Source organism: Macellibacteroides sp. (genome assembly GCF_050251695.1).
Classification (GTDB): Bacteria; Bacteroidota; Bacteroidia; order Bacteroidales; family Tannerellaceae; genus Macellibacteroides; species Macellibacteroides fermentans.
On sequence record NZ_JBFWMI010000011.1, the window covers coordinates 30,734 to 53,863 of the forward strand.

Below are 23,130 nucleotides of genomic sequence, written 5' to 3' on the forward strand. Positions count from 1 at the left end.
AAGAAGTTATGAAGAAATTTTTAATTGCTATCGCAGTGTTGACTAGCGTAACAGCTTTGACCGTTAATGCTCAGGATGCTAAAAAAGCTCCGGCTAAAAGTGAAGTAAAAAAAGAGCAGTGTGATAAAAAGAAAGAATGTTGTAAAGAAAAAGCCGACAAGAAGAGTTGCTGTACAGCTACTGCCGACAAAAAGCAATGCTGTAAGGAGGCTGCAAAGAAAGAGGCAAAATAATAAATTAATTGAGTTTAATATACAGAAAGGAGTCACTGCTTACGGGGACTCCTTTTTTGTTAATTACGCAGATAAAGAAAATACTACTTTATCAATAAGATTAATTTTATTACTTTTGTATATTCTTAATTCTGAAAATAATTATGGTGCGGATTCTAATTGTTGAAGATGATCTGACTTTTTCTTTAATGCTCTCAACATGGTTGGGTAAAAAAGGATTTGATGTCACTTCGGCAGCGAATGTGAAAGATGCGAAACAACATCTTTCCGACAAAGATTTTGAACTTATTATCTCCGATTTACGATTGCCGGATAGTGATGGGATCGATTTATTGCAATGGGTGAAAGTCCAGAATCCTCTGTTGCCCGTAATCATGATGACAAGTTATGCCGATATTCAAACGGCAGTCAAGGCAATGAAGTTGGGGGCTTCCGATTATATATCCAAACCGGTTCAGCCGGATTTGTTGCTCACAAAAATACATGAAAATTTAACCAACCCTGTCGAAGCCGAAGAGAAACAGCCCGAAGAGACCGGTTCGTACATTGAAGGAAAAAGCCAGCTGGCCCGACAGATGTATGAACATGTTCGTTTGGTTGCCCCAACGAATATGTCTGTACTGATTAATGGTTCCAGTGGTACGGGTAAAGAACATATTGCTCGCCGGATTCATGATTTGAGTAAGCGCAGCGATGCTCCCTTTGTTGCCGTGGATTGTGGGGCGATTCCCAAAGATCTGGCTGCTTCGGAGTTTTTTGGCCACATAAAAGGATCCTTTACCGGAGCAATTGATAATAAGGTAGGGGCGTTTGAAGCGGCGCATGGAGGGACACTCTTTCTGGACGAGATAGGAAACCTTAGCTACGAAGTACAGGTGCAATTGTTGCGGGCTTTGCAGGAACGCAAAATCAAACCGATTGGGAGTAACCAGGAGATAACAATCGATGTACGACTGCTGTCTGCTACCAACGAAAATCTAAGGTCGGCGATAGATAAAGGCGACTTTAGAGAAGATTTGTATCATCGTATAAACGAATTCTCCATCCGGATTCCGGATCTTCGTGAAAGAAAAGAAGATCTTATGTTGTTTGCCAACAATTTTTTGGATGTTGCAAATGCAGAGTTAAGTAAATCCATTCTTGGATTCGATAACGAAACAATCAATTTGTTCCAAAGTTATGGTTGGCCGGGAAATCTGCGCCAGATGAAAAATGTAATCAGGTATGCTACACTGCTTGCAAAAGGAAAGTATATAACATTAAATGAATTGCCGGAAGAATTTAAACAAAACGGCCATAATCAGAATTTAACGCACGAACCCTTGCGCAACGAAGATCATGAAAAAGAGTTGATACTTTCTGCCCTGTCACAAACCTCAAATAATAAGTCCAAAGCAGCTCAAATACTAGGTATTGATAGAAAAACACTTTATAATAAAATAAAATACTATAATATTGAACTTTAAAGTGTGTGTAGATGTTAAATAGTGAAATACTGGAGTAGATTTTAAGTTCTGATTTACAACAGAGTATTTTGATCGGGTGAAAATAGATATTAGGTTAAAAATGTTTAAACGATTTAAAATAGTCTGAGATGAAATGTAGTAGGATTTAATTAATTACGTAAATTTGCAACTGAAATTTTCCAGATGAACACAAAAAGCTGAGATTACGATAAATCTTGGCAGTTATTAGTACCCAAAGAATAATAGTTAGACTATGAAACCGATGTTTAGAGTTTTATCTTTTACTGTACTTACAAGTACCTTGCTTTTTTCCAGTTGTGTGAAGGATCTTTACGATCCGGAAGTAATTGCCGAGAAGAACCCTGATGCCGAAATCCCTGTAGGATTTAAGTTTACTACTACCAAAAGTGTAAATTTAACCGTAAATGTGGATGATCAATACAATGGTGCGAATTTTTATATGGTGGAGGTTTACAACCAGAATCCATTGGCAAGTAATAACAATTTAAAACTTCTTACTGCTGGAGTAGCCACTGAAAGAGCTCCATATGTTGAAGATGTTGTTGTATCTCAGTCGGATAGTGTTTTGTATATCAAACAGATTGATCCTCTGCAAAGAGAAGTTGTTATGATTGTAGATGTAACATCTGCTACAACCGCAATCTGTGATTTTTCCACTAATTCCATAACAACCAAAAGCACATCCAGCTCTGTGGTTAATACACGCGCTATTCCTGCCAGTGCAGATAGAGCGAGTGATTATAAATTACCGGCAGGAAGCACTACTTTAGGTGCTGGTGCTGTAACCCTTGCGGCTAATAAAAGTTATTACCTTCCCGAAGGCGTTACAAACAATCAGATTACTTTCCCCGGAGGACAGAATAAAATTGAATTATACGTGGCTGGCAGCACCACTTTTAGTGGACAGTTCCCATTAACAGATGGTTGCAAAATTGTAGTGTTGCCTAAGGGTAAGGTTACAGCAGATTCAGATCTTAATTGGTACGGACAGAATATAGTAGTGGCCATACATGAAGGAGGAACACTAAACCTGAATGCTTCTAATTCGAAAATTGGAGTCAACACCCTGGTCATTAATGACGGTACATTAAATGCAAAGAATATAGAGATGGGATGGAACAATCCTAAGATTGTAAACAACGGTACTTTAAATTCGCAAGATGTTGAGGTTACCAATGGTGCCGGAATCCAAAATAACAATCTGTTTAATGTACGAAAACTAACAGGTAATTCTACAACAAAGCTGGAGAACAACGGCGAGATAAAAGCGACTGAAGTTTCGTTGACCAATAAGTTTGTGATTGATAACAATCACCACATGGAGATTGCTTATCTGAACTTTGGTGGCGGCGGCGGAACATTGAATAATAACTGTTTTACCGTATGCGACGACCTATATACAGAACAAGGAACAATTAATTCTGCGTCTGGTTCATTGTTGGCTTGCAAAGACTTCTGGGGTAATAATTCGACTATTACATTAAAAGGGAATGCCATATTCTCGATAGGAGATGTTGCTGACTATAATTTACCAACAAGTACTGCTGTAGCGAATGGAGCTGTTTTCAATTACCATGTTGAAATTAATGGGGCAAAAGAAAGTAACCTTGAACCACTGTTCTATATAAAATCAGGAACAGTAGGTCCGACTTCTAATTTTTCTGAACATTTATCTATAGTAGGATCTATTGAAGCTGCTATTGCGCCTTCATACGATTCACGGTTATTGTATAAAACAACAGGAAATGTCAAATTGACAAAGAGTCCTCAAACAGCCATCGAAGAGACTGCTTGTAACGGTTCCGGAGCAACTGAAGATCCAGGAACGGGTACACCAACCAATCCAACTTTCCCAATTAAAGTAGAAACAGGAAATGAGTATACTTTTGCCATGGAAGATAACTGGCCTGCATTGGGAGATTATGATATGAATGACTTTGTATTTACAATTGATAAAATATCCTATTCGAAAGGAAACAATAATAAATTAGCTACGTTGTCATTCGAAATAACACCTGTTGCTGCTGGAGCAACAAACCGTTTGGCTTTGGGTGTTCAGTTCGATAAAATTGCTTCAGGAAGTTTGTCTTTAGTATCTTCAACAAGTAGTATAGGTACGAAAGAAAACGGACAGGAGAAAGCGAACCTAATTCTATTCCCGGAAGTATACAGTACCTTTGGTGTTTCATCACCAGGTATAACAAATACGGATCCTTCTAAAACTAAATACGCTTCAAAATCATATAAGTTTGAAGTTGCATTTAATAACAGTGTTTCTGAATCTGATATCAATATTTCTAATTTGAACTTTTATCTGATCGTAGGACAGAATAACGATGTGAACAGAAAAGAAGTACATTTGGCAGGTTATAAACCTACTTCAAAAGTAAAAAGTGATCCGTTGGATTATACAGACTATAACAATATGGTATGGGGATTATTAATACCAACAGCCGAATTTAAATATCCTATAGAAACTATTAAAATTCAAGATGCATATCCTAACTTCCTGAATTGGGCAAAATCTGGAGGATCAAACAATGCTAATTGGTACTTATCACCTCAATCCGGTAAGGTTTATAATAAATAAGTATTATCTATAATTATATAAAAGGATAAATGAATACAAATCATTTATCCTTTTTTTATGTTTACAGCTTTCATAATAAAAAATAATTGTATATTTAGGAATTATATTTAAAGTGAACCTGTTTGTAATTATATATACATTATTAGTATTTAATTAATAGTGAAGCTATTTATTGCTTATGGTTTATTCTGAATTATAGTATGTAGACTGTATTTTTGGGACTTAAATCGAATCGTATGGATAGTATTATAGAAAATATTTCGGATCAATTATTAATTGAAGACCTTATAGATATTATTGGAGATGAAGAAATTTATCGGATGGCTAAATTCAAAAAAATCTTTGATTTATTGCCATGCGGTGTCGAAGTGTTGGATGAAAAGGGAGTCGTTGTAGTTTGTAACAAGGCAGATAGGGAGATATTTGGTGTGAATGAAGACGCCTTCGAGGACTTTAACAACTTTAAGGATCCGAATGTTTCCGATGAAATTTTACAGGAGGTTTATAAAGGCAACGCTTTCAATGTATTGATAACATACGATTTTTCGAAAATCACTTACTCCTCTATATACAAAGATTGTATAAAATACTTATCTGTAAGGGGGATTCCTTTATATACAAAACATCAAACCATTAAGGGGTATTTTGTCGTGATTGTGGATGATACATTACATCATCAGCAGCATGCCATACTGGAAGATAGTTTTACAAAACTGCAGGTTGCTATTAATACAGGTAATTCCATAATTTGGGAATACGATGTAGTCAATGATCAGGTCTATATTGATCCGGTTCTTAATGATTTTAAAGATAATAGCCTTTTTCAATTTATTCCACAAGTTAATTATCCTAATAAGCAAAAGTTTTATGAGTCTATTCATCCTGATGATTTAGCAAGAATTCGGGACTCTTATTTTGAACCTCTTTTAAATGGTGAAATCACTCACTATAGTACTACTTATAGACGTGTTATTAATGACCGGACGATTTGGATAAGGGTTAATGCCAGAGGTTTTAAACATGATGTTAATAGAAAGCCAACAAAGATTGTTTTTTATACAAGTGATATTTCACAAGAAGCTCTACTCGAAAATTCATTAATAAATCTTGAGAGAGAGAGTGATCCAATTTTAAATGCCATTCCGGATTTGATATTTGTTATTTCTAAAGAGTATAGATTTCTAAAAGTGTTTGCTTCCGGTACAAAGTCTAAGGGTTTGTATTTATCCGAAAAAGACACAGTAGGAAAATCAATTGATGATATTTTTGATGCAGGGAAATCTTTGTTATTCAAAGAAAAGATTAATCAAGCTCTTGAAGATAATGTTGAAATGGAATTTGATTATTCTCTCTTGATAAATGGAAAGCATTGTTTTTTTAAATCACGTGTGTCTTCTCTGGAAGATGGTAACACAATGCATATTGTTAGAGATATCACCGATAAAATTGTGCAGCAGGATGAAATTAACAGATTAAATGCAATAATGGATATTATTCTTAGTAATATTCCTCTTGTTGTATCTGTTAAGAATGCATCGGATAATTTTAAGTACGTCTATTTTAATTCGGAGGCAGAACATGTTATGAATAGGCGGGCAAAAGATATATTAGGGAAAACAGATTTTGATTTATTTCCGGATCAAACATGGGCCTCCGAAATCAGGAATAAAGATTTAAAAGCTATTGCGGAGGGTAGTTTTAGCGAATATGCTGTAAACTATAAAGATCCTTCCGGAAGGATACGCATTGTAAACGCACTTCGAACACGTGTGCAATCGAAAAATGAAGTTTACTTAGTGGCGATGCTGTGGGATATAACAGAGCAGCACAACAATGAATTGGAGCTTATTAAAGCCAGGGAATCCGATCGTCTTAAAACGAATTTCCTGGCCAACATAAGTCACGAGATACGTACTCCCCTCAACGCAATCATCGGTTTTGCTTCCATTGTGGGAGATGCTAATGATGAATTTGAACGAGATTACTACCTGAATATTATAAATGAAAACAGTAACCAGCTTTTAAAGCTTATTGATGACATAATTGATTTATCTTCGTTGGAAGTCGACAAGTTTGAATTTAAAATGAGAAGTGTAGAATTGAAAGACATTTGTCGGTCTGTTTATAATATGTTTAGTCAGAAAACTAAGCCGGAAGTGAGTTTTATTTTTGATGACAACATCTTACCGTCAGTCTTTTTGTACACCGATCCGAAACGACTACATCAGGTATTGTCAAATTTAATTGATAATTCCGTAAAGTTTACGAATCAAGGAAGTATCCGTTTTGGGTACGAAATCCAATCTGAAGAAAATACCGACAAACAATTTGTTCGTATTTACGTAGAGGATACTGGAATTGGTATCGATAAAAATTATAATCACGTGTTGTTTGACCGCTTTTTTAAGGCCGACAATTTTACACAGGGATTCGGATTGGGATTACCAATTGCGAAAAAACTGACAGAAGAGATGGGGGGTGAACTTAAATTTACCAGTGAAATTGGCTGCGGTTCTAAATTCTGGATTAAGATCCCGATCCTGTCAAACAGCTAATTGAGAGTTAATTACCTGAGGGTAATGTGAAACTGAATGTTGAACCTTCACCCGGTTTTGAATTGATAGAGAGTTCGCCATTATGTAACTTGATAAAGTCTTTGCAAAGCATCAATCCTAAACCGGAACCTTTTTCATTATTGGTTCCATAGGTAGTGAAATTGATGTTTTTATTGATCAGCTTATCTATCTCTTCGTCTGTCATTCCTTTGCCGGAATCACTTACGCTAACAACTATTCCATTCTCAGATTCCTTCGTCTCGACTACAACCTTACCACCTGAATAGGTGAATTTCAATGCGTTGGAGACTAGATTTCGTATGATTGTTTTTAGCATGTCAATATCAACAAAACCGTTTAATTCTTTGTCGATATTTAGAATTTCCAGTGTAATCCCTTTCTGCTCTGCCACAGGTATGTAAATTTGAGCCGTACTGTCTACTATACTGTTAACATCGGTTACCTGCTTAAAAACAATCTGTTTGTTCAGCCGGTTTTTAGCCCATTTAAGGAGGTTGTCCAATAAAAGGAATATCTCTTCAGAAGTTTTATTCATCATCTTCAACATCTCAAAAACTTCATCTCCAACTTTATCTTTATCAACCATCATTAAAATGGCGTTATTCATCATCTGCAAAGAACCAAGGGGAGAGCGAAGGTCGTGAGCAATTACAGAATACAAGGTGTCTCTAGATTCTATCGTTCGTTCCAACTCTCTTTTTATCCGTTTAATGCTGAATAACTCAAAACGGTGGGCCACACGTTTGACAAGTTCTTCTCTTTGAAAAGGTTTCGTTACATATTCAACAGCTCCAAGCTGGTATCCCCTTACAACACTTTGCATATCCCTTAATGCAGACATAATAATTACAGGGATATGATTCGTTTTCGGATTTTCTTTCAGTCGTTGTAAAACCTCAAAGCCATCCATTTCGGGCATCATAATATCTAACAAAATAAGATTTGGATTATGAGTATCGGTCATTTCAAGTGCTTTCTTACCGCTATTAGCAGTTAATAGAGTATAACCTTCCTTCTTCAGAATAGCCTGCACCAACATTACATTGGTAGGCACATCATCCACTATCAGAACGCTATAGTCAGCAGCCATTTTATCACTCATAAGTCTTCCTCCCTTACTAATCTTATCATTTAGATTACAAATGTATAAAAAATTGAATTAATTCAATAATATATTTTGATTTAACTATTGTTTTTGTCAAAACTTATTCTCTTTTTGCTTTTTCCCAACTTCCTTTGCCTTTATTCTGAAATAAATAGTTAAATCCCTGCAAAACATTTACGTTCATAAATACAAAGTAATAAGGAATGAATAGAAATTTATTTTTTATCTGCTTTTTTTCAAATAAGTATCCGGCGTATGCCATAAGATAGAATGTAACCTGCAGAAATAGTGCGACCATATAAAATGTATCTCCCCCTAATGCCAGCACTAAGTTGATTGGTACTAGTAGAAAAAGAAACAATGGGGTGATAGTCCATCGCAGTACCCGGTGACTTATAAATTGAAAACTAAGCCAACCGTATCTGAAAATATTAAACAACCCACTTAAACGCCAAACGGATTGTAATCCTCCGGCTGCAATTCTAACTTTTCGCTTTTTTTCTTCGTTCATGTTAAGCGACGCTGTTTCAACTGCATATGCTTTGCTGCAATAGGCAATTTTATATCCTTTTTGAGCAATTTTTAATGATAAAATGAAATCATCCAATAGTGTATCTGCAGGCATGGGTTCATACAGCTCTTTTCTCACGGCAAAAAGCTCACCGGCAGCACCAACAGCCGAATAAAGCCTGTAATCCAGTTCTTTTAGTGCAGATTCATATTTCCAATAAATTCCTTCACCGGCAGTGGCAGAATCTTTTTCTTTGGAAACAACTCTTTTTTCTCCCGCTACGCAGCCAACTTTCGGATCGGTAAATTCATATACTATTTCCAGAATAGCCTCTTTATTCAGAAAGGTATTAGCGTCGGTAAATACAACAATAGGAGATTCAACCAACGTCATCCCCCTGTTCATTGCTGCCGTTTTTCCGTTTCTTCCTGGTTTATGCAGTACTTTTACATCTGCGTATGCCGACAAAAGCTCAACACTCCCGTCGTCCGATCCATCCGTTACCCAAACGATATTCAATAATTCTGAAGGGTAGGAGAGTGCCCTGCAATTTTCCATCTTCTGTTCAATGATCTTCTCTTCGTTGTAAGCAGTTATAAAGAGAGTCACTTCAGGTAAATCAAGCGGCTTTAATTTTTCTTTTCGCTTTACAAAAAACTCTTTAATCTTAACAAGGACATAAAGAATAATCCCATATCCCAGATAAGTATAAAAAATAACCAGCAGAAAGATCCAGAATAATATTGCCATATTTGATTCAATTATTTTATAAGATTAGAATCTTCATCATTATATTCTTTTTTTGCAGAGAAGACACTAAAAATGTTTTTTAAAGATTTAATAGCTCGAACTTTGAAGCTGTTATATAATGAGCCATCAATACCTACTGTACCATATCCTGTTACTGCTCTAGCAGCAGATTTACGCACGAAGGTTATTTTACCATATTTCTTTAATCCCAGGGCAAGAGAACCATCTTCACCCCGTTTTATATCTACTCTAATGCCAACTTTTTTTGCATATTCAGTATGATAGGCAAACACCAAACCTCTTACACTCAATTCCGGTCTTTTAAATGATTGAATAAATAAATGACAATCACGAGTGAATTCGTACAATTTTAAACCAATCGATGAATGATCTTTATCTGGTATATAGCTCCATAATGAGCTTGCTGCAACTACACCGGGTTTCATTAGCGAGTCAACCATAATCTCAACGTACTTTGGAGGATATAGCGTATCAGCATCGATGTTGATATGAAACTTACCTTTTGCATGCTCTAATCCACACTTTCTGGCATAGCCACAACTATGTTGATACTCATTATAATATGGCAACCCAACTGCTTTAAATATATCTTCAGTCTTATCCTTCGAATCATTATTGACTCCAATAATTTCGATTGGATACTTACATTTCATTTCGCTCAACGACCATAAACACCCTAGTAAATGTTTTTCTTCATTATAAGCAATTACAGAAACTGTAACAAGCGGATTTTTGCTTTGAAGATTTGATATATTATTTCTAACCTCATTTATTATCTCACCATACGTGCTTGATAATGAAGTGTTATATACAGACAAATATTTATTGTACCATTTCATATATTTATTGTATTAATATAATAAATTATATATTTAGGTTTCTTTTGAATAAGAGATTATGTATTTCAAAATAAATCTAAAGGTAATATTATTCTATTCACTTACTATTTATTATTGGATTTGTTAATGAGTTCTTCAAATAAGAGTTTCCATTGCTCTGCAATATGTTCTATTTTGAACCTTTCAGCATTTTTACGGGCATTAATACCCATATTTTTTCTTAAATCTTCGTTCTCTATTAAAAAACATATTTTTTCAGCTAATTCATTTATATCTCCTGAGTTAACAAGTATACCATCTTTCAAATTGTATATAATATCTTTTGGACCACATGGACAATCAAAGGCAATTGGTGGTACTCCACAAGCCATAGCTTCAATAATAACCATTCCAAATCCTTCAAATCTTGAGCTTAGTACATAGATGGAACTATTAATAAATTCAGATGCAATATCGTTTGTTGAATGTTTTAAATAACAATTCTGAAGATTATTCTTATTAATAATATTTTCAAGCAATTTTCTATCACCATCTCCAAAAATTAGAAGTTTCCAATCAGGATGTTTTTTTTCAACAAGGCTCCATGCTTCAATTAGTAAATCAAACCCTTTTTGTGGAACGTATCTTCCTGCTGCAATGATTTGTTTATTTTCACATTGAGAAATTCTATCAGGGAAAAAGGATAATGGATTGTTTATTGTTTGAACATTCTTTAATTCAGTCCATAACATCTTATCTTCTTCTGTTAGTGTAATAAATTTATCAAGTTTTTTTAGTTGATAGATTAGCTGTCTCATCCAGAAAAATGCAATTGATTTCTGGACTATATTAATAAATTTTTCACTTTTAAAATCTCTGTAATTTGCTTTGCTAAAATGAATTTCTCCAATTTTTATACTTCCATCTTTTATAGAATTAAAGAAATTTATTTCTCTTCGAAGTGTAGAAATTGAAATGTCTGGCTTTAAACTAAATAAGCAATCTCTTAACCTCTTTTTAAAAATACGTTGTTTCTTTAAATATAAAACTGTTTTTTTTAAAAATGATTTACCGTAAAGTTCGTCATAGTTTATGTCTAAGTTAATTATTCTAACCAATGGTGAAAGTGAATAAAATGGTTTTTTATCTTTTCCATCCGTTAATATGATGACAACTTCGTAACCATAAACTTCTGCAAAATAGTTTGCTTTTAAAGTTACAACTCTTTCCATACCGCTAGGATAATAGAGGGAGGGTATACAATATACTATTTTTAAGCTCATGAGTTAATTGGGGTTTCGATTATGATTTTCATTTGATTCTTCCAAGATAAATGATATATCGATTCTCTTATTTCTTTTGCAGTCATGTTTAGTCTTGAGTAAAAATCAATAATCCGACAAATATCAATTGATTCTTCATTCGCTGGAGCTTTTAATACATATGGCATGTTTTCAAAATCTGAATCAATTTCCGAATATATAAAAGGAATACCTCTTGCTGCATATTCTCTGTTTTTTAAGGTTTTAATGTTTACAATATTACTTCTGTGTCTTGCCAAGCTTGCAATACCAAAATCAGCAAAATCAAATAGTAAATCTAGTTCCAAACCAGATTTTGGTCCATAAAATTTTACAAACTCACTGAGGTTATTGTCTCTTGTTATTTGTTTTAAATCGTTTATTACTTGTTCAATACCATTACCTACAATATGGAAATAAACTTTAATATCTCTATTGTATTTATAGTAGTTAATCATACCTCTAATAACACGATCATAACCATGCCAGGCATGAATATCAGCCACTCCAATAAGATTTAATTCATCAATATTCGTTTTGTTGTTCGATTTTAATTTTACTGCATTAAAATCTATTCCATTTGAAATATTTATTGTTTGAATTCCCCATATTTGTGAAAAATCAGTAAATGTGACGATTTTATATAGTGTTTTTGATAAACAATTTCGATATAGTTTGTCAATATAATTTTGGAGACGATCTTTCCAACTGGCATGAATAAATTCATAGTCGTAAGGATAAGTTGGGATTTCAAGAATAATATTAATATTCCTTTTTTTCAATGCTTTGAAAAAACTCACAAGAAATGGATTAGCATTTAAGTCATGTCTTACATATAAAAAATTTATATGCTCTTTAAGAATATATTTTTTCAATGAATTATAGCATATTCTCTTATTAATTTTGGCTAAAAAGCTTTTACCATAATTTTCGATTATGGTGTCGTTAATCATTCTTTTGTGATATCCATGTTCGTCAATTACAAGATAACACAGTTTTACATCAACACCATTTTGTATTAAACCCTCAACCTGATACTGGATTTTCTTGCTAATTCCGTTGTGTGCTTCAAATCCATGAAAAATAAGAAATAGGGCTTTCATCTTATTGATTTAATTTATTAGAAAACAACGGTCCTGCAACGCATAATCCAAAGCCTGTATATACAACAATAGAATTTGGATATTGCATAATATCATTAGCAAAAGCTGCGACAAAGTATCCAAAACAAACACAAAGCCAAGCTGTAAGTAATCCTTTCAATCTAAAATCTTTTATTTTAAATAATAAAATCCAACTACAATAAACAAACAAGAAGCTATGTAATAGTATGTAGATTGTAAGACCTATTATTCCGGTGTCTGTCCATACATTTACCATCCACGAGTCAGGTGGATATGGCATTAGTTCTTTGGGATGAAACTTTTCAGCTTTACCTCCTAATCCGATTCCATAACCAAAGGGCTTGCTTGACATTAATATCTTCATTCGTTCTTGATTAGTCTTTCGAACTTGGTATGATGCGTCTTTAGTAGGATTAAATGCTGTTCGCATTCTACGGATATTTTGATTTCCATCTCCAATGGTAGTAAAATTAAAAAAAATAAAAATTCCGAGACCCAGTATAGCACCCAAAGAAAAAAATCTAATATTACCAGCTAATAAAGTAAATAGGAATATCCCAGCTAATGGTACTGCAATAGCTGCTCTTGTCCCAGAAATGAACATTCCGTAAATCGCTGCAAAAGTAACAAGAAGATAATAGATCTTGAGGAATTTATTTTTTGTATAAATAGCAGAAATTCCCAAACCTATAATAGCCATTCCCATATGGACTCCATAATTTGCAGCATCTGAGAATACAGAAAAATATCGTATTCCCGACCATATTATATGTGTTTTTGCTCCTCCCAATTCATATAGAAAATATAATTCTTTTTCATTGAATCCCTCATTTTTTTGCCAGTATCCTTTAAAGGCGGCAAAGAGGATAAATATGGACCAAATAACAATAAGCCAATGAATATGTGTTTTATTTTTAATAGATATGGGGACTAATATGGCACAAACCAATGGATAAACAGCATACTGAGTAATTGATACATTCCAAGCCTCTTGTACATGATTTGGATTGCCCATTTCGAGAATACAATATGCCATCCAAATTGAATAAGTTACAAGCATTGGATTAATTGCATGTTTCCATTCCAATCTATTATAAATTCCCTTGACTATTATTAACATAAAAACAGCAAGAGTTACCAATACTGTAGCTACACCTAATTTTATATCCATATAACTACTGATAGATAATAGAATAAAATGAGAAATAAATATAGGATAAAATCCTTTCTCAGAATAAGCAATTATTACAATGAATAAAATGATTAAAAATGGAAATAATGCAATTCCAAGTGCTAAGAATAAATCTTGGCTGAGTATTAATTGATAAAATAAATATAAAGCAAATACTAAAACCAGCCATATCCATATTTTTGATATAAGCAAATCTTTTAAATGATCAATCAACAGTTTATAATGGTTATTGTAAATTTTCATATTTTGCTGTTAATTCAAGATGCAAAAGCCTATAAACAAATCTTCGATATGAATTATAAGGTGGAAGCATACCAGTATATCCTTCCACAACATAACGTTCAGCTTTGTTCAAATATATTACTAACTCTTTGTTTGTTAGTTGATTTGATAGTTTGTTAATTAATATAGAATCAGATTCTTTCCAACCACGTGTTGCCCTAACTATTATAATGTTAAGATTTGCTTCATTTAATAGGTTTGTAGAAATATTATTCGATTTGAGCACCGGGTGTTCAACTAAAAGTATGTCTTCGTTTTCAATATTATATAAACTTGTAACACTTTCCGCTATTAAATATTCTGAACTATAAACATTAAAATCCTTATTCCAATTTAAAGATTTAACATTTAGACCAGCGCCACTCCAATATTGGACAAGTTCATTAATAAGAAAGCTTTTACCATCACCAGCTTCAGTGCTCAAAAAATTAATTATGAAAGGTAACTTTTCTTTTTTATTAACTAAATAGGGCAAAATCGCACTGCTTAAATACTTTGTAGCTATTGCTTGCACCGCTTTGTCGTAATTTCGGTATTTTATAAGACTTTTGCCAGGAAATGCACCAATTACTTTTAAATTTGTGAATAATTCTGTGCGGACTTTATCATGTAGTGTTCTATCCATCAATTCAAGTAAAATGAAGAAACCTAATATTAATAGGATGCTTCCCGCAAAAGCAGCTATAACAATTATTTTACGCTTCGTTGGTTGAGCTTGGATAGGAAATGCAGGAGGATTCAATACTTTTAGTGTGGCTGATGTCATTTCTAAATTTTTCTTCCGCATTAGAGCATCATTATAACTTTTTAAGACTGAAAGATAATTTTGTTCAGTAAAATTAATATTTCTTTCTTTTCTTTTTATCGTTGATCCAACCGGGGCGAAAAATACATATTTTTCATTTAGTTCGCGTCTGTTCTTTTGTATTACTTGTAAATCAGACTTGGCTTTTTCATAAAGAAGTACTTGATCCAACCATTGACTGACTATGGAAGATTTGGCAATACCCTCTTTAGTATATTTATCTTCAACATATTGATTGGAAATATCCGAAAGTTCTTTGCTTGTGTTGTCTAATTGTTTTTTTAATGAAACTAAATTATTTGTTTTAGAAGATTCTCCCGAACCAAAACTCTGGATTTCTGATATTGCACCTGTTAAAGAAGATACTTTATTTAATTTATTTATAAAATCAATATTGTTTTTAATTTGCTTTAAATTGTTTCCCATACGTGCTTCAAGCTGATCAGTTAGAGCTTTGGCACTATTGAATTCCAATGTCGCACTTTGCTCTCTTAATTCAAATTCTTTGTTAATGGCTGCGATTTCTTTAGTCTCATCGTAGTAATTTATTACTCTTTTTTCAATATTATAGTTGGTTAATGAGTCTTCTGCAATCCTTAATTCTGCCCCAATACGATCTAATTCAGATTTGAAATAAGCTATCACTTTATCGGTTTCTCCATATCTTATTTCTCTGTATTCGTTTACAAACTCTTTCATTAAAATGTCGAGGGTATTATACGCAATTCCAGGATCATTTGATGTATAGGAAATCTCAAGCAAATCACTATTGTTTTTGCGACTAACACGAATGTTTTTCAGTGCATTGTAGCAGTAGTGCGGATGGTTCCAGTAGAATAATCCATAGATAAAATTATCCTTGTTTTGTTTTTCATATTTCAATATATTCTGAAAGGTTTTCTCCTCACTAGTAGAATCTATTAACCCAAGTAAAGCTGCTCCGTCTCTATTGTTTTTTGTGCGACCATATATTTCTCTAAAACTTGAAGAGGAGATGTATTGATTGTCGTTGTTAAGGTCTCCATGAATCATGTTACGGGCATACAATCTGTAAGAAACTCTTTTTAGGGTATTCTCTGCTTGAATAATATTTATTAGATTGTCCATAGCGTTAGCTACGCCGATATAGTCACTAATTCCACTTTCTCCTTCAATAGTGTATCCCGAAACGATACCAGTATAAACTGTCGCTTTTACTTCGTAAGTTCTGGATAAGTTTTTTGTAAAATATATACAAGCAATAGTAATAATAATTGGTACGAGCATAAGCCACCATCTTATGCGGTATAGAAAACGTAAAGCATATAATAAATATTTCATAATTATCTGTTTAATATGGGGGTTCGAGTAATAGTTTCTAAAATTAATAAACTTTTTGTTAACTCGGCTTTTGTATTTTCATACTGTTCAAGAGAAACAGTCTGTCTTTGTTTTTCTACAGATAATTCGCCAGAGTCAATAGTGCCATTTGCAAAGTTTTTCTCTGCAATTTCATAATGAGCACTGGTAATAACCAAACTTTCGGATCTAAGTTTCAATACGTTTAATTGAGATAACGCATTGCTATACATGATAATTATTTCTTTTTTTATTTCCTCAAATTTTTGTTCTTTTTCTAGAGCAGCACTTTTTACCATCATTTTTTGTCTTTTAGTTCGTCCTTTCAAATCAAAAAGATGATCTAGTGGAATCGAAATACCTGCGCCTACAGAATAACTGTTTTGAGCGGCAGTTGAGTAATTAAAAAAGACAGGAGTATATACATCAGTATAAGTTGATTCGTTACCGAACATTCCATATTGATAACTTCCTCTTATGCTTAAGTAGTTAAGCCAAGCTTTCTTTTCTTTTTGTAAATTAATTATTTCAATTTGTTCTTTTGCTTCCGCAAGTTCGTAAATAGGATTGTTTCTTGCGTTTTCAAACAAAATATCTAATGGAGGCAAACTAATCTTATTATAATCATCAATGTCGAATTCAGATAAATTCACATTTGTTTGAGTTTGCGTCTTAACCGTTTGCAAAGTGCAAAACAGGAAAAAAATATTTATAAAGAAGAAATATCTCATGTTAAAGAATATTTGCATTTAACTTATGCAAATATAATTATTAATTTATAATCAAGAGGCTTTAGTCTTTAAGATTTAAGATTAGAAATATAAATAACTAGTTTTTTAGCGAATAATAATTCATAAAAAGGTTGTATATTTGTATTAATTAATACTGGTATGTTTGATATGTATAAATTTTATTGTTCCCTTTTGTTTCTTAACTTGATGTTCTGCTTTGGATCATGTGTAAAAATAAAAGATATATATGAAGAGCAAGAGTTTCGTAATTACCTATATCCTTACAGCAGTGAAAATTCTGAAATAGATTTGGAGTTACTCGTTCAATTAAAAGAAAATAGTGCAAAAGATGATATTAAAGCTCAAATACCAATTTTAAAGTACAATAAGTCTTGGTTGATGTTGCTAACGCAAGATGACTGTGTCCATTCTGCTTTTAGTAATACATGGGCAGCAATAAATGGGAAACCCCTTTATGCAAATTACTATTATGATATAGCGCATCTTATAGCTGGAGATTTACCCCCCGGAGCTTATTATTTAGGAAAAACTCTTGGGAGTACAGATGGTACCGGAAAAGAGATCAGGTTTGCATTTACAACTACTTTGGCACCAGAATATGAGTGGATGAATGAGGCATCAATAGTTCGTGTCGGTTATAAAACCAATTATTATAGATTTGCAAAAAAAAATGGTTTGATATGGGATAATGTTAGGGTTATGTTGAATTATGGAGTTGGTATTGCCTTTCATGATGTGGAGACTGAAGAAGTACATAATATTGATTCAATTGTATCGCACTATAATATTGCTCAGAACATTATTACTTCAAAACTGAACGGTCGGGGGTGTAAAATCTTAGCAGAACCAAATGGAAATTATGATTATGTCAAAGCTGCTTTAGTTTATAATCCTATTCAATTAATGACAGCTCAAAATAATACGAAAGATACTTTATATCCCTTTAAAGTTGTAAGTGATTTAAATAAAAAGTTGATTCATCGCTATGATAATAAAGATCCAAATATGTATAGATCTATTATTGTTGACAATCTTATTTCAGACAGAGAAAAAAGAAAAGCAATCCATGTTTTAGCGCATGCGACAGATTATAAATGGGTTAGCTTTCTAGAATGGATTAATGATCAATATGGCAAAGATGGTGATGATTCTGTTTGGTTTCCTAGTATGGAAGAGTATTATGAATATAACTATTACAGAATACATAGTAAAATTGAAACGGCTATTAATGGTAATATTTTAAAAATAAAAATACGTATGCCAGCCGGTCAGTATTTTTATTATCCATCAATCACCTTAAATTTAAAAGGAATTCGCGCAGAAAATATTCAATCGATACAAACAGACGATGTAATTACTGGTTTTTCATATGGCAATTATGAGGAAGGGACAATGCTTAATATTGACTGTTATAAATATTTATATGAACGTGCTCTGTTTTTCAGTGAACAATATTTAGCTAATCCTACAGATGATAATTCAAAGGATGCTTTTTATTTCATAAATCAACTTAAGGAATCAGATAAGAAAAATGAATTGTTGCGACGGATTGGTTATTGAGAAGTTCTTTCTGCAATATTTATTGCTGACTTATTGTTTTTGCAATCGTTTTAATAGTTTATCTCTTAAATTGTATTCGTTTGTCGTCCAAAAATAAATTGTTAAACAGAATATAAATAGACTGCTCTTAATTAAAAAAGATAAATATAAATCTAATTCTATTAATGAAAATAAATGGAGAACAACAAAGAGTAATATGCTTAATATCAGCGGTTTGATAATTTCTTTTATTAAGTTGTTTAATTGACGTTTAAAAGTGACACGATACATCATCAAATAGCATTGAATAAAATTAATAGTAAATGCAATGCAGATACTCCAAGATACAGCCTCAAGTGTTTTGAAAACAAATATGCCAACCAATAATGAGCTGATTGTCAGGGTTGCTGAAAAGAGTCCACAGATAAACATGCTTTTTGTATCGTTTGCTGCCTGAAAAATTGAACCGGAAGTCGACATAATTATTTGAATGCCAACAGAGAGTGCCAGTATTTGAAATGGAGCAATAGATTTTATCCACTGATTACCAAATAGTATTAATGTTATTTCTGTGGAAGTAAAATATAGAAAAATGGATAATGGAAAGCCTATATAGGCTAATAAACGGATCACTCGCTCATATGACATTGCCAGTTTACTAATATCATCTTGCATTTCCGAAAATACTGGATGCATGACGGGACTTATTACGTGGGTAATATTTTGCAACGGCAGCATCATAAGACGATAAGATTTTTCATAGTAACCCAATGCTCCCATGCTCATATATCTACCAATTAATAGTTTATCAAGGTTTCGACTGAAGTAATTTATTACATTAAAAAGGAATTGGTAGGAAGAAAATGTCAGTATCTTTTTTATTGAATCTAACCCTAATGTGAAAGAAATTTGCTGTGGTTTCTTTCTGTAACTAATTATAAATATAAAAATTGATGAGAATATCGGGTTGATAATTAAAGCATATAATCCCGCATTAGCTAAAGCCGCTATAACAGATAAGAAACCTCCAATCAATTGAACAATGAGACTTCGTATAGCAATATATCTAAACAATTTATCTTTGTATAACAAAGCATTCGGGACAATATTTAACGCAGAAAATAGTAAATTGATGGATAACAACTGACAAATTATTATCAAAGTTTCATTCTTATAATAATTCCCAATCATCCAGGATGAAATAAAGAATAGAACTGATAATAATATTCCACCGAAAATCGTAAATGAAAAGATGTTAGACAGGTCTTTTTCTGTCAGTTCCTTATTCTGAATAATGGCGGGTGATATTCCCAAGTCCGTAAAAATTCCAAAGAAAGTAATAATAACAGTTGCAACGGCAACAACTCCGAATTCATCCGGAGACAGTAATCTGGCAAGTATGGCAGTTACAATCAGAGAAATAAATATCCCGGCATATTTTGCTATAGCCGAATAAAACACACCAGTAATTAGCTGCTTTCTTATAGACATGATTTATGTTTGTTTAATAAAGCACTTAACAAAATTCTTAAAATACTTTTTACCGTCACATATCTAAAATATTTAAAGATAAGGATTTTTACTACATGGACTCGATCTTTAAATGGTAAGGTGGATGCTCCATAGGAAGTTGCGTTTAACATTTGAAAAAGAAATAAATCAATTGTTTTATTTAACACGTTATTCCCGTCTTGTCTATGCTTAAGAATTTCATTTGATACTGTAAAATATCCATTCATATTCTTAAGACTGAATCTTTGTGTCATGGTTGAATTATTTCTTATTCTTCTTTTAAATAGTGGTCTGGGTATCGATGAGATTCTTTTCGCTTTTAAATAAAGATTGAATGTGAAGAGTTGATCTTCATGAATAATGTTCGGATAGAATTTTATATTATTAGTTCTAAGATAATTCGCTTTAATAAAACTCAAACAGGGAGAAGGAGTAAAAATTTTATTTGCTAATTGTTTTTTTATAATTGTTAATCCATCAGGTAAAGTATTCTCATCGTAACTCGTACAATGATTATAAGTTAGTTTGATATTAGATGATGGATTCTTAATGGTCTCTCCATTAAATATTACAAAATCGAGATTTTCAGTTTCACATTTATGAAAGCAGAGTTCAAGAGTACATTCGTCTAAAAGATCATCGCTATCCATAAAATACAAATAATCTCCGCATGCTTGTAAAATGCCAAAGTTCCTTGCTATTGATTGTCCTTGGTTTGCCTGAGTGAATACAGTAATCCGACTGTCTCTTTGCGCATACTCATTAATGATATGTAAACTGTTATCCGTTGATCCATCGTTAATTACAATAATCTCAATATCTTTTAGTGTTTGATTAATAATTGAGTTTAGAGTTTCACCAATGTACTCTTCGGTATTATACACAGGAATAATAACACTTACCTTTGGGGGATTCATTTCTGTAATTTTATTAATTTCAAACTTTCACCCATTCTTTCAAATCCATATCGTATCTTTTGACAATTCTGGCAGGATTGCCAACGGCGACAGAGTAGGGAGGGATATCTTTGGTTATGATACTTCCTGCTCCGATGACGCTGTGATTGCCAATTTGTACTCCGGGAAGGACAACAGAATTGGCACCAATCCATACATCATTTTCAATTTTAATAGGCATTGTGCTTACCCCTTGTTCACAGATTGTTTTACTTGGGTCTTCATAGTTGTGATTGAGGCCGCTGATTGTTACGTTTTGTCCAATGTTAACATTATCTGAAATCGTAACCGGCCCTATAATAGTATTGCCAATACCCACACGGGTGTTATTGCCAATCACTATATTGCCTACAGCGTTATTGATGACTGAATAGTCTTCAATAACTGATTTTTTGCCTAGTACGAAAATATTGAATGGTACTATGTCCTTCCTCACGCTTCGATATATGACACTCCCTTTTCCTCTTTTAATATAGAAAGGCATGAATATCCGTATCCACCATTGCGGCCGGGTTTTAATCGGATGCATAAGGAAATTTAAAACAACCCTTTTTAGAAGAGGATGTTTTTTTATTTTTTCTTTTAAATTATCCGTATTCATACTCATGATTTATATATTGAATGATACAAAGATAATGTTTCTTTTGCGGTTTTACTCCATGAAAATTGCTGGACTCTATTTAATCCATTCTTCAGCATTTGCTCATACAATACATGATCCTCTTCCAGCTTTAAAATCAGTTCAGAGATGCTTTCAGGTACGAAGGGATCAGCAAATAAGGCTCCTTCTCCTGCAATTTCGGGCATTGCAGAAGTATTTGATGTTATTACGGGAGTTCCACAGGCCATTGCTTCGAGTAGAGGAATGCCGAAACTCTCTCTAAACGATGTATATAAGAATATTTTTGCTCCACTATAAATAGAAGGTAAGTCAGCGTTTGTAATATACCCAGGATAACGAAGCATCGGTTTTATTTCCTGAATACCTGCTTCATTCAATATTGCATCAATCGCAGTTTCGTTTAGGTCGGCTATTAATAACGGTAATGCTTTTTTTGATTTTGCTACATATTGACTGTAGGCAATAAGGGTGCCTCGTGTGTTTTTTTTAGGATCAGTGTTTCCTAAAAAAAATAGATATTGATCGTCAGGAAGATATTTCTTAGTTATTTCTTTTGTTTCAGCATGGTTGTAAAAATGATTTCCAAATCCGTTATATATATATGTAATTTTATTGTTAGGAAGTTTAAGGGCTTCCTTAATTCTATTACATTCAAACTTTGATACGGTTATTATTTTTTCACACTTGTTTAAAACAGGAGGAACAACGAAGCGCCGATAATACCAACCCAGGTTTTGATATAATGATTTGCTTTTTTGTTGCCTTTGTTCCAGAAAAATTATGTCGTGTAATGTAAGTATCAAGGGAACATTACAAAACAATGGTGCAGTATTACTGGTGCAATGCAGTAAGTCGGGTTTAATTTTTGAAATAGCAAAAGGGAGTGCAATCTGTTCCCAAAGGATATAAGTTGGACAAGCAAGTTCTATAATATGAAAATTCTTAGTCGATTCGAGACATTTGTCTTTCCCGGGCTTAACAAATATAAAATATTCGTTTTCTGTGTCAATGATTTGTAATTGCCTAATTGTTTCGAGTGCAACAAAATCCATTCCGTGTTTCTTTTCACGAAAAATGCGTTGTGCTTCAATTGTTATTTTCATACTTTATCCTCCTTTTTGAAAGATTGTCCATGTTCTGTATGTATAAACCTTTTATTTGCTCCTTTTAATCTGAATAAATTAAAAACCATCAGAATAAAAAGCTTTGGAACTTTCTTCATCGCTTTAATAAAATGTTCAGTAACCAGATAGTCTGGCACTGAAATACTTAACGTGACAAGAAGCAATAAGACAAGTCCCCACCATTTGATAGCCCACATCAAATTAATTGGGAGTAATATAAGAGAAAAAAGGATTATAACACCAAGCAATATGATTCTGGGCAACATCATCCATTGCAATAGCTTATCGGCATAATCCCATTTCCCATCAAAAATAGCTGAAGGTAAGTCTTTAATAGATCGAGCCAGCGAATGAAATTGAACTGACAGCCACCTTCTCCTTTGATTGTAGAATGTACTGTCTTTTTGTGTTTTTTCGTCGTATACGTTTACGTGTTCAAGATATTCGATAAAAATGTTTTCTTTAAGAAGCAGGGCTTCTAATTCTTTATCC

The 23,130-nt window shown here is 33.0% G+C and carries 17 protein-coding genes and 1 pseudogene; 5 read left to right on the forward strand and 13 right to left on the reverse strand.

Features of this window, described 5'->3' with window-relative positions; translation table 11 throughout:
- Positions 1-8: 8 nt before the first annotated feature.
- The 4 genes from AB7E53_RS03165 to AB7E53_RS03180 all read left to right on the forward strand — a co-directional run bounded on the left by AB7E53_RS03165 (position 9) and on the right by AB7E53_RS03180 (position 6,865).
- Positions 9-233 carry a hypothetical protein gene (locus AB7E53_RS03165; protein WP_068183519.1) on the forward strand — a complete coding sequence of 75 codons (225 nt, stop codon included), beginning with the start codon at positions 9-11 and terminating at the stop codon, positions 231-233.
- A 143-nt stretch (positions 234-376) separates the two neighbouring features.
- The gene (locus AB7E53_RS03170; protein WP_446774126.1) at positions 377-1,699 is read left to right on the forward strand and encodes a sigma-54-dependent transcriptional regulator; all 1,323 of its coding nucleotides are present in this window, start codon (positions 377-379) and stop codon (positions 1,697-1,699) included.
- Positions 1,700-1,952: 253 nt separating this feature from the next.
- On the forward strand, positions 1,953-4,310 hold the full coding sequence (locus tag AB7E53_RS03175) for an LruC domain-containing protein (protein WP_446774128.1): 2,358 nt from the start codon (positions 1,953-1,955) through the stop codon (positions 4,308-4,310).
- Between the two features lie 236 nt (positions 4,311-4,546).
- Positions 4,547-6,865, forward strand: coding sequence for an ATP-binding protein (locus tag AB7E53_RS03180; protein ID WP_446774130.1), 2,319 nt, complete (start codon positions 4,547-4,549; stop codon positions 6,863-6,865).
- A 7-nt stretch (positions 6,866-6,872) separates the two neighbouring features.
- Here AB7E53_RS03180 and AB7E53_RS03185 read toward each other — a convergent pair whose 3' ends face one another.
- From AB7E53_RS03185 to AB7E53_RS03220, 8 genes are all read right to left on the reverse strand, one after another.
- Complete coding sequence (locus AB7E53_RS03185; RefSeq protein ID WP_446774132.1) at positions 6,873-7,988, reverse strand: ATP-binding response regulator; 1,116 nt, start codon at positions 7,986-7,988, stop codon at positions 6,873-6,875.
- A 103-nt stretch (positions 7,989-8,091) separates the two neighbouring features.
- On the reverse strand, positions 8,092-9,252 hold the full coding sequence (locus tag AB7E53_RS03190; RefSeq protein ID WP_446774133.1) for a glycosyltransferase family 2 protein: 1,161 nt from the start codon (positions 9,250-9,252) through the stop codon (positions 8,092-8,094).
- 11 nt (positions 9,253-9,263) lie between these two features.
- Positions 9,264-10,112: a glycosyltransferase family 2 protein gene (locus tag AB7E53_RS03195; RefSeq protein ID WP_079684234.1), complete on the reverse strand. Its 849-nt coding sequence runs from the start codon at positions 10,110-10,112 to the stop codon at positions 9,264-9,266.
- Positions 10,113-10,216: 104 nt separating this feature from the next.
- A complete protein-coding gene (locus tag AB7E53_RS03200; RefSeq protein ID WP_394333167.1) occupies positions 10,217-11,323 on the reverse strand; it encodes a glycosyltransferase family 4 protein in 1,107 nt (368 codons plus the stop codon).
- A 47-nt stretch (positions 11,324-11,370) separates the two neighbouring features.
- Complete coding sequence (locus AB7E53_RS03205; protein ID WP_079684232.1) at positions 11,371-12,495, reverse strand: glycosyltransferase; 1,125 nt, start codon at positions 12,493-12,495, stop codon at positions 11,371-11,373.
- Position 12,496: 1 nt separating this feature from the next.
- Positions 12,497-13,951, reverse strand: a complete 1,455-nt coding sequence (locus AB7E53_RS03210) for an O-antigen ligase family protein (protein ID WP_079684231.1) — start codon at positions 13,949-13,951, stop codon at positions 12,497-12,499.
- Positions 13,935-16,115, reverse strand: coding sequence for a GumC family protein (locus AB7E53_RS03215; RefSeq protein WP_079684230.1), 2,181 nt, complete (start codon positions 16,113-16,115; stop codon positions 13,935-13,937). Before AB7E53_RS03215 ends, AB7E53_RS03210 begins: the two co-directional genes overlap by 17 nt.
- A 2-nt stretch (positions 16,116-16,117) precedes the next feature.
- Positions 16,118-16,864 (reverse strand): TolC family protein, encoded by a 747-nt coding sequence (locus AB7E53_RS03220; protein WP_079684261.1) that lies wholly within the window; start codon positions 16,862-16,864, stop codon positions 16,118-16,120.
- A 159-nt stretch (positions 16,865-17,023) separates the two neighbouring features.
- Between AB7E53_RS03220 and AB7E53_RS03225 the strand changes: the two genes are divergently transcribed.
- Positions 17,024-18,445 (forward strand): hypothetical protein, encoded by a 1,422-nt coding sequence (locus AB7E53_RS03225; RefSeq protein ID WP_446774135.1) that lies wholly within the window; start codon positions 17,024-17,026, stop codon positions 18,443-18,445.
- Between the two features lie 30 nt (positions 18,446-18,475).
- On the opposite strand, the gene AB7E53_RS03230 is transcribed toward AB7E53_RS03225, so the two are convergent.
- The 5 genes and pseudogenes from AB7E53_RS03230 to AB7E53_RS03250 all read right to left on the reverse strand — a co-directional run.
- A complete protein-coding gene (locus AB7E53_RS03230) occupies positions 18,476-19,918 on the reverse strand; it encodes a lipopolysaccharide biosynthesis protein (protein WP_446774145.1) in 1,443 nt (480 codons plus the stop codon).
- Complete coding sequence (locus AB7E53_RS03235) at positions 19,906-20,853, reverse strand: glycosyltransferase family 2 protein (RefSeq protein WP_446774137.1); 948 nt, start codon at positions 20,851-20,853, stop codon at positions 19,906-19,908. The genes AB7E53_RS03230 and AB7E53_RS03235 overlap by 13 nt, the downstream gene beginning before the upstream one ends.
- A 19-nt stretch (positions 20,854-20,872) precedes the next feature.
- Positions 20,873-21,493 carry an acyltransferase gene (locus AB7E53_RS03240; RefSeq protein WP_446774139.1) on the reverse strand — a complete coding sequence of 207 codons (621 nt, stop codon included), beginning with the start codon at positions 21,491-21,493 and terminating at the stop codon, positions 20,873-20,875.
- 2 nt (positions 21,494-21,495) lie between these two features.
- Positions 21,496-22,617: a glycosyltransferase family 4 protein gene (locus tag AB7E53_RS03245; protein ID WP_446774141.1), complete on the reverse strand. Its 1,122-nt coding sequence runs from the start codon at positions 22,615-22,617 to the stop codon at positions 21,496-21,498.
- A pseudogene (locus tag AB7E53_RS03250) lies at positions 22,614-23,130 on the reverse strand (glycosyltransferase family 2 protein); the annotation flags it as partial. The gene AB7E53_RS03245 and the pseudogene AB7E53_RS03250, both read right to left, overlap by 4 nt.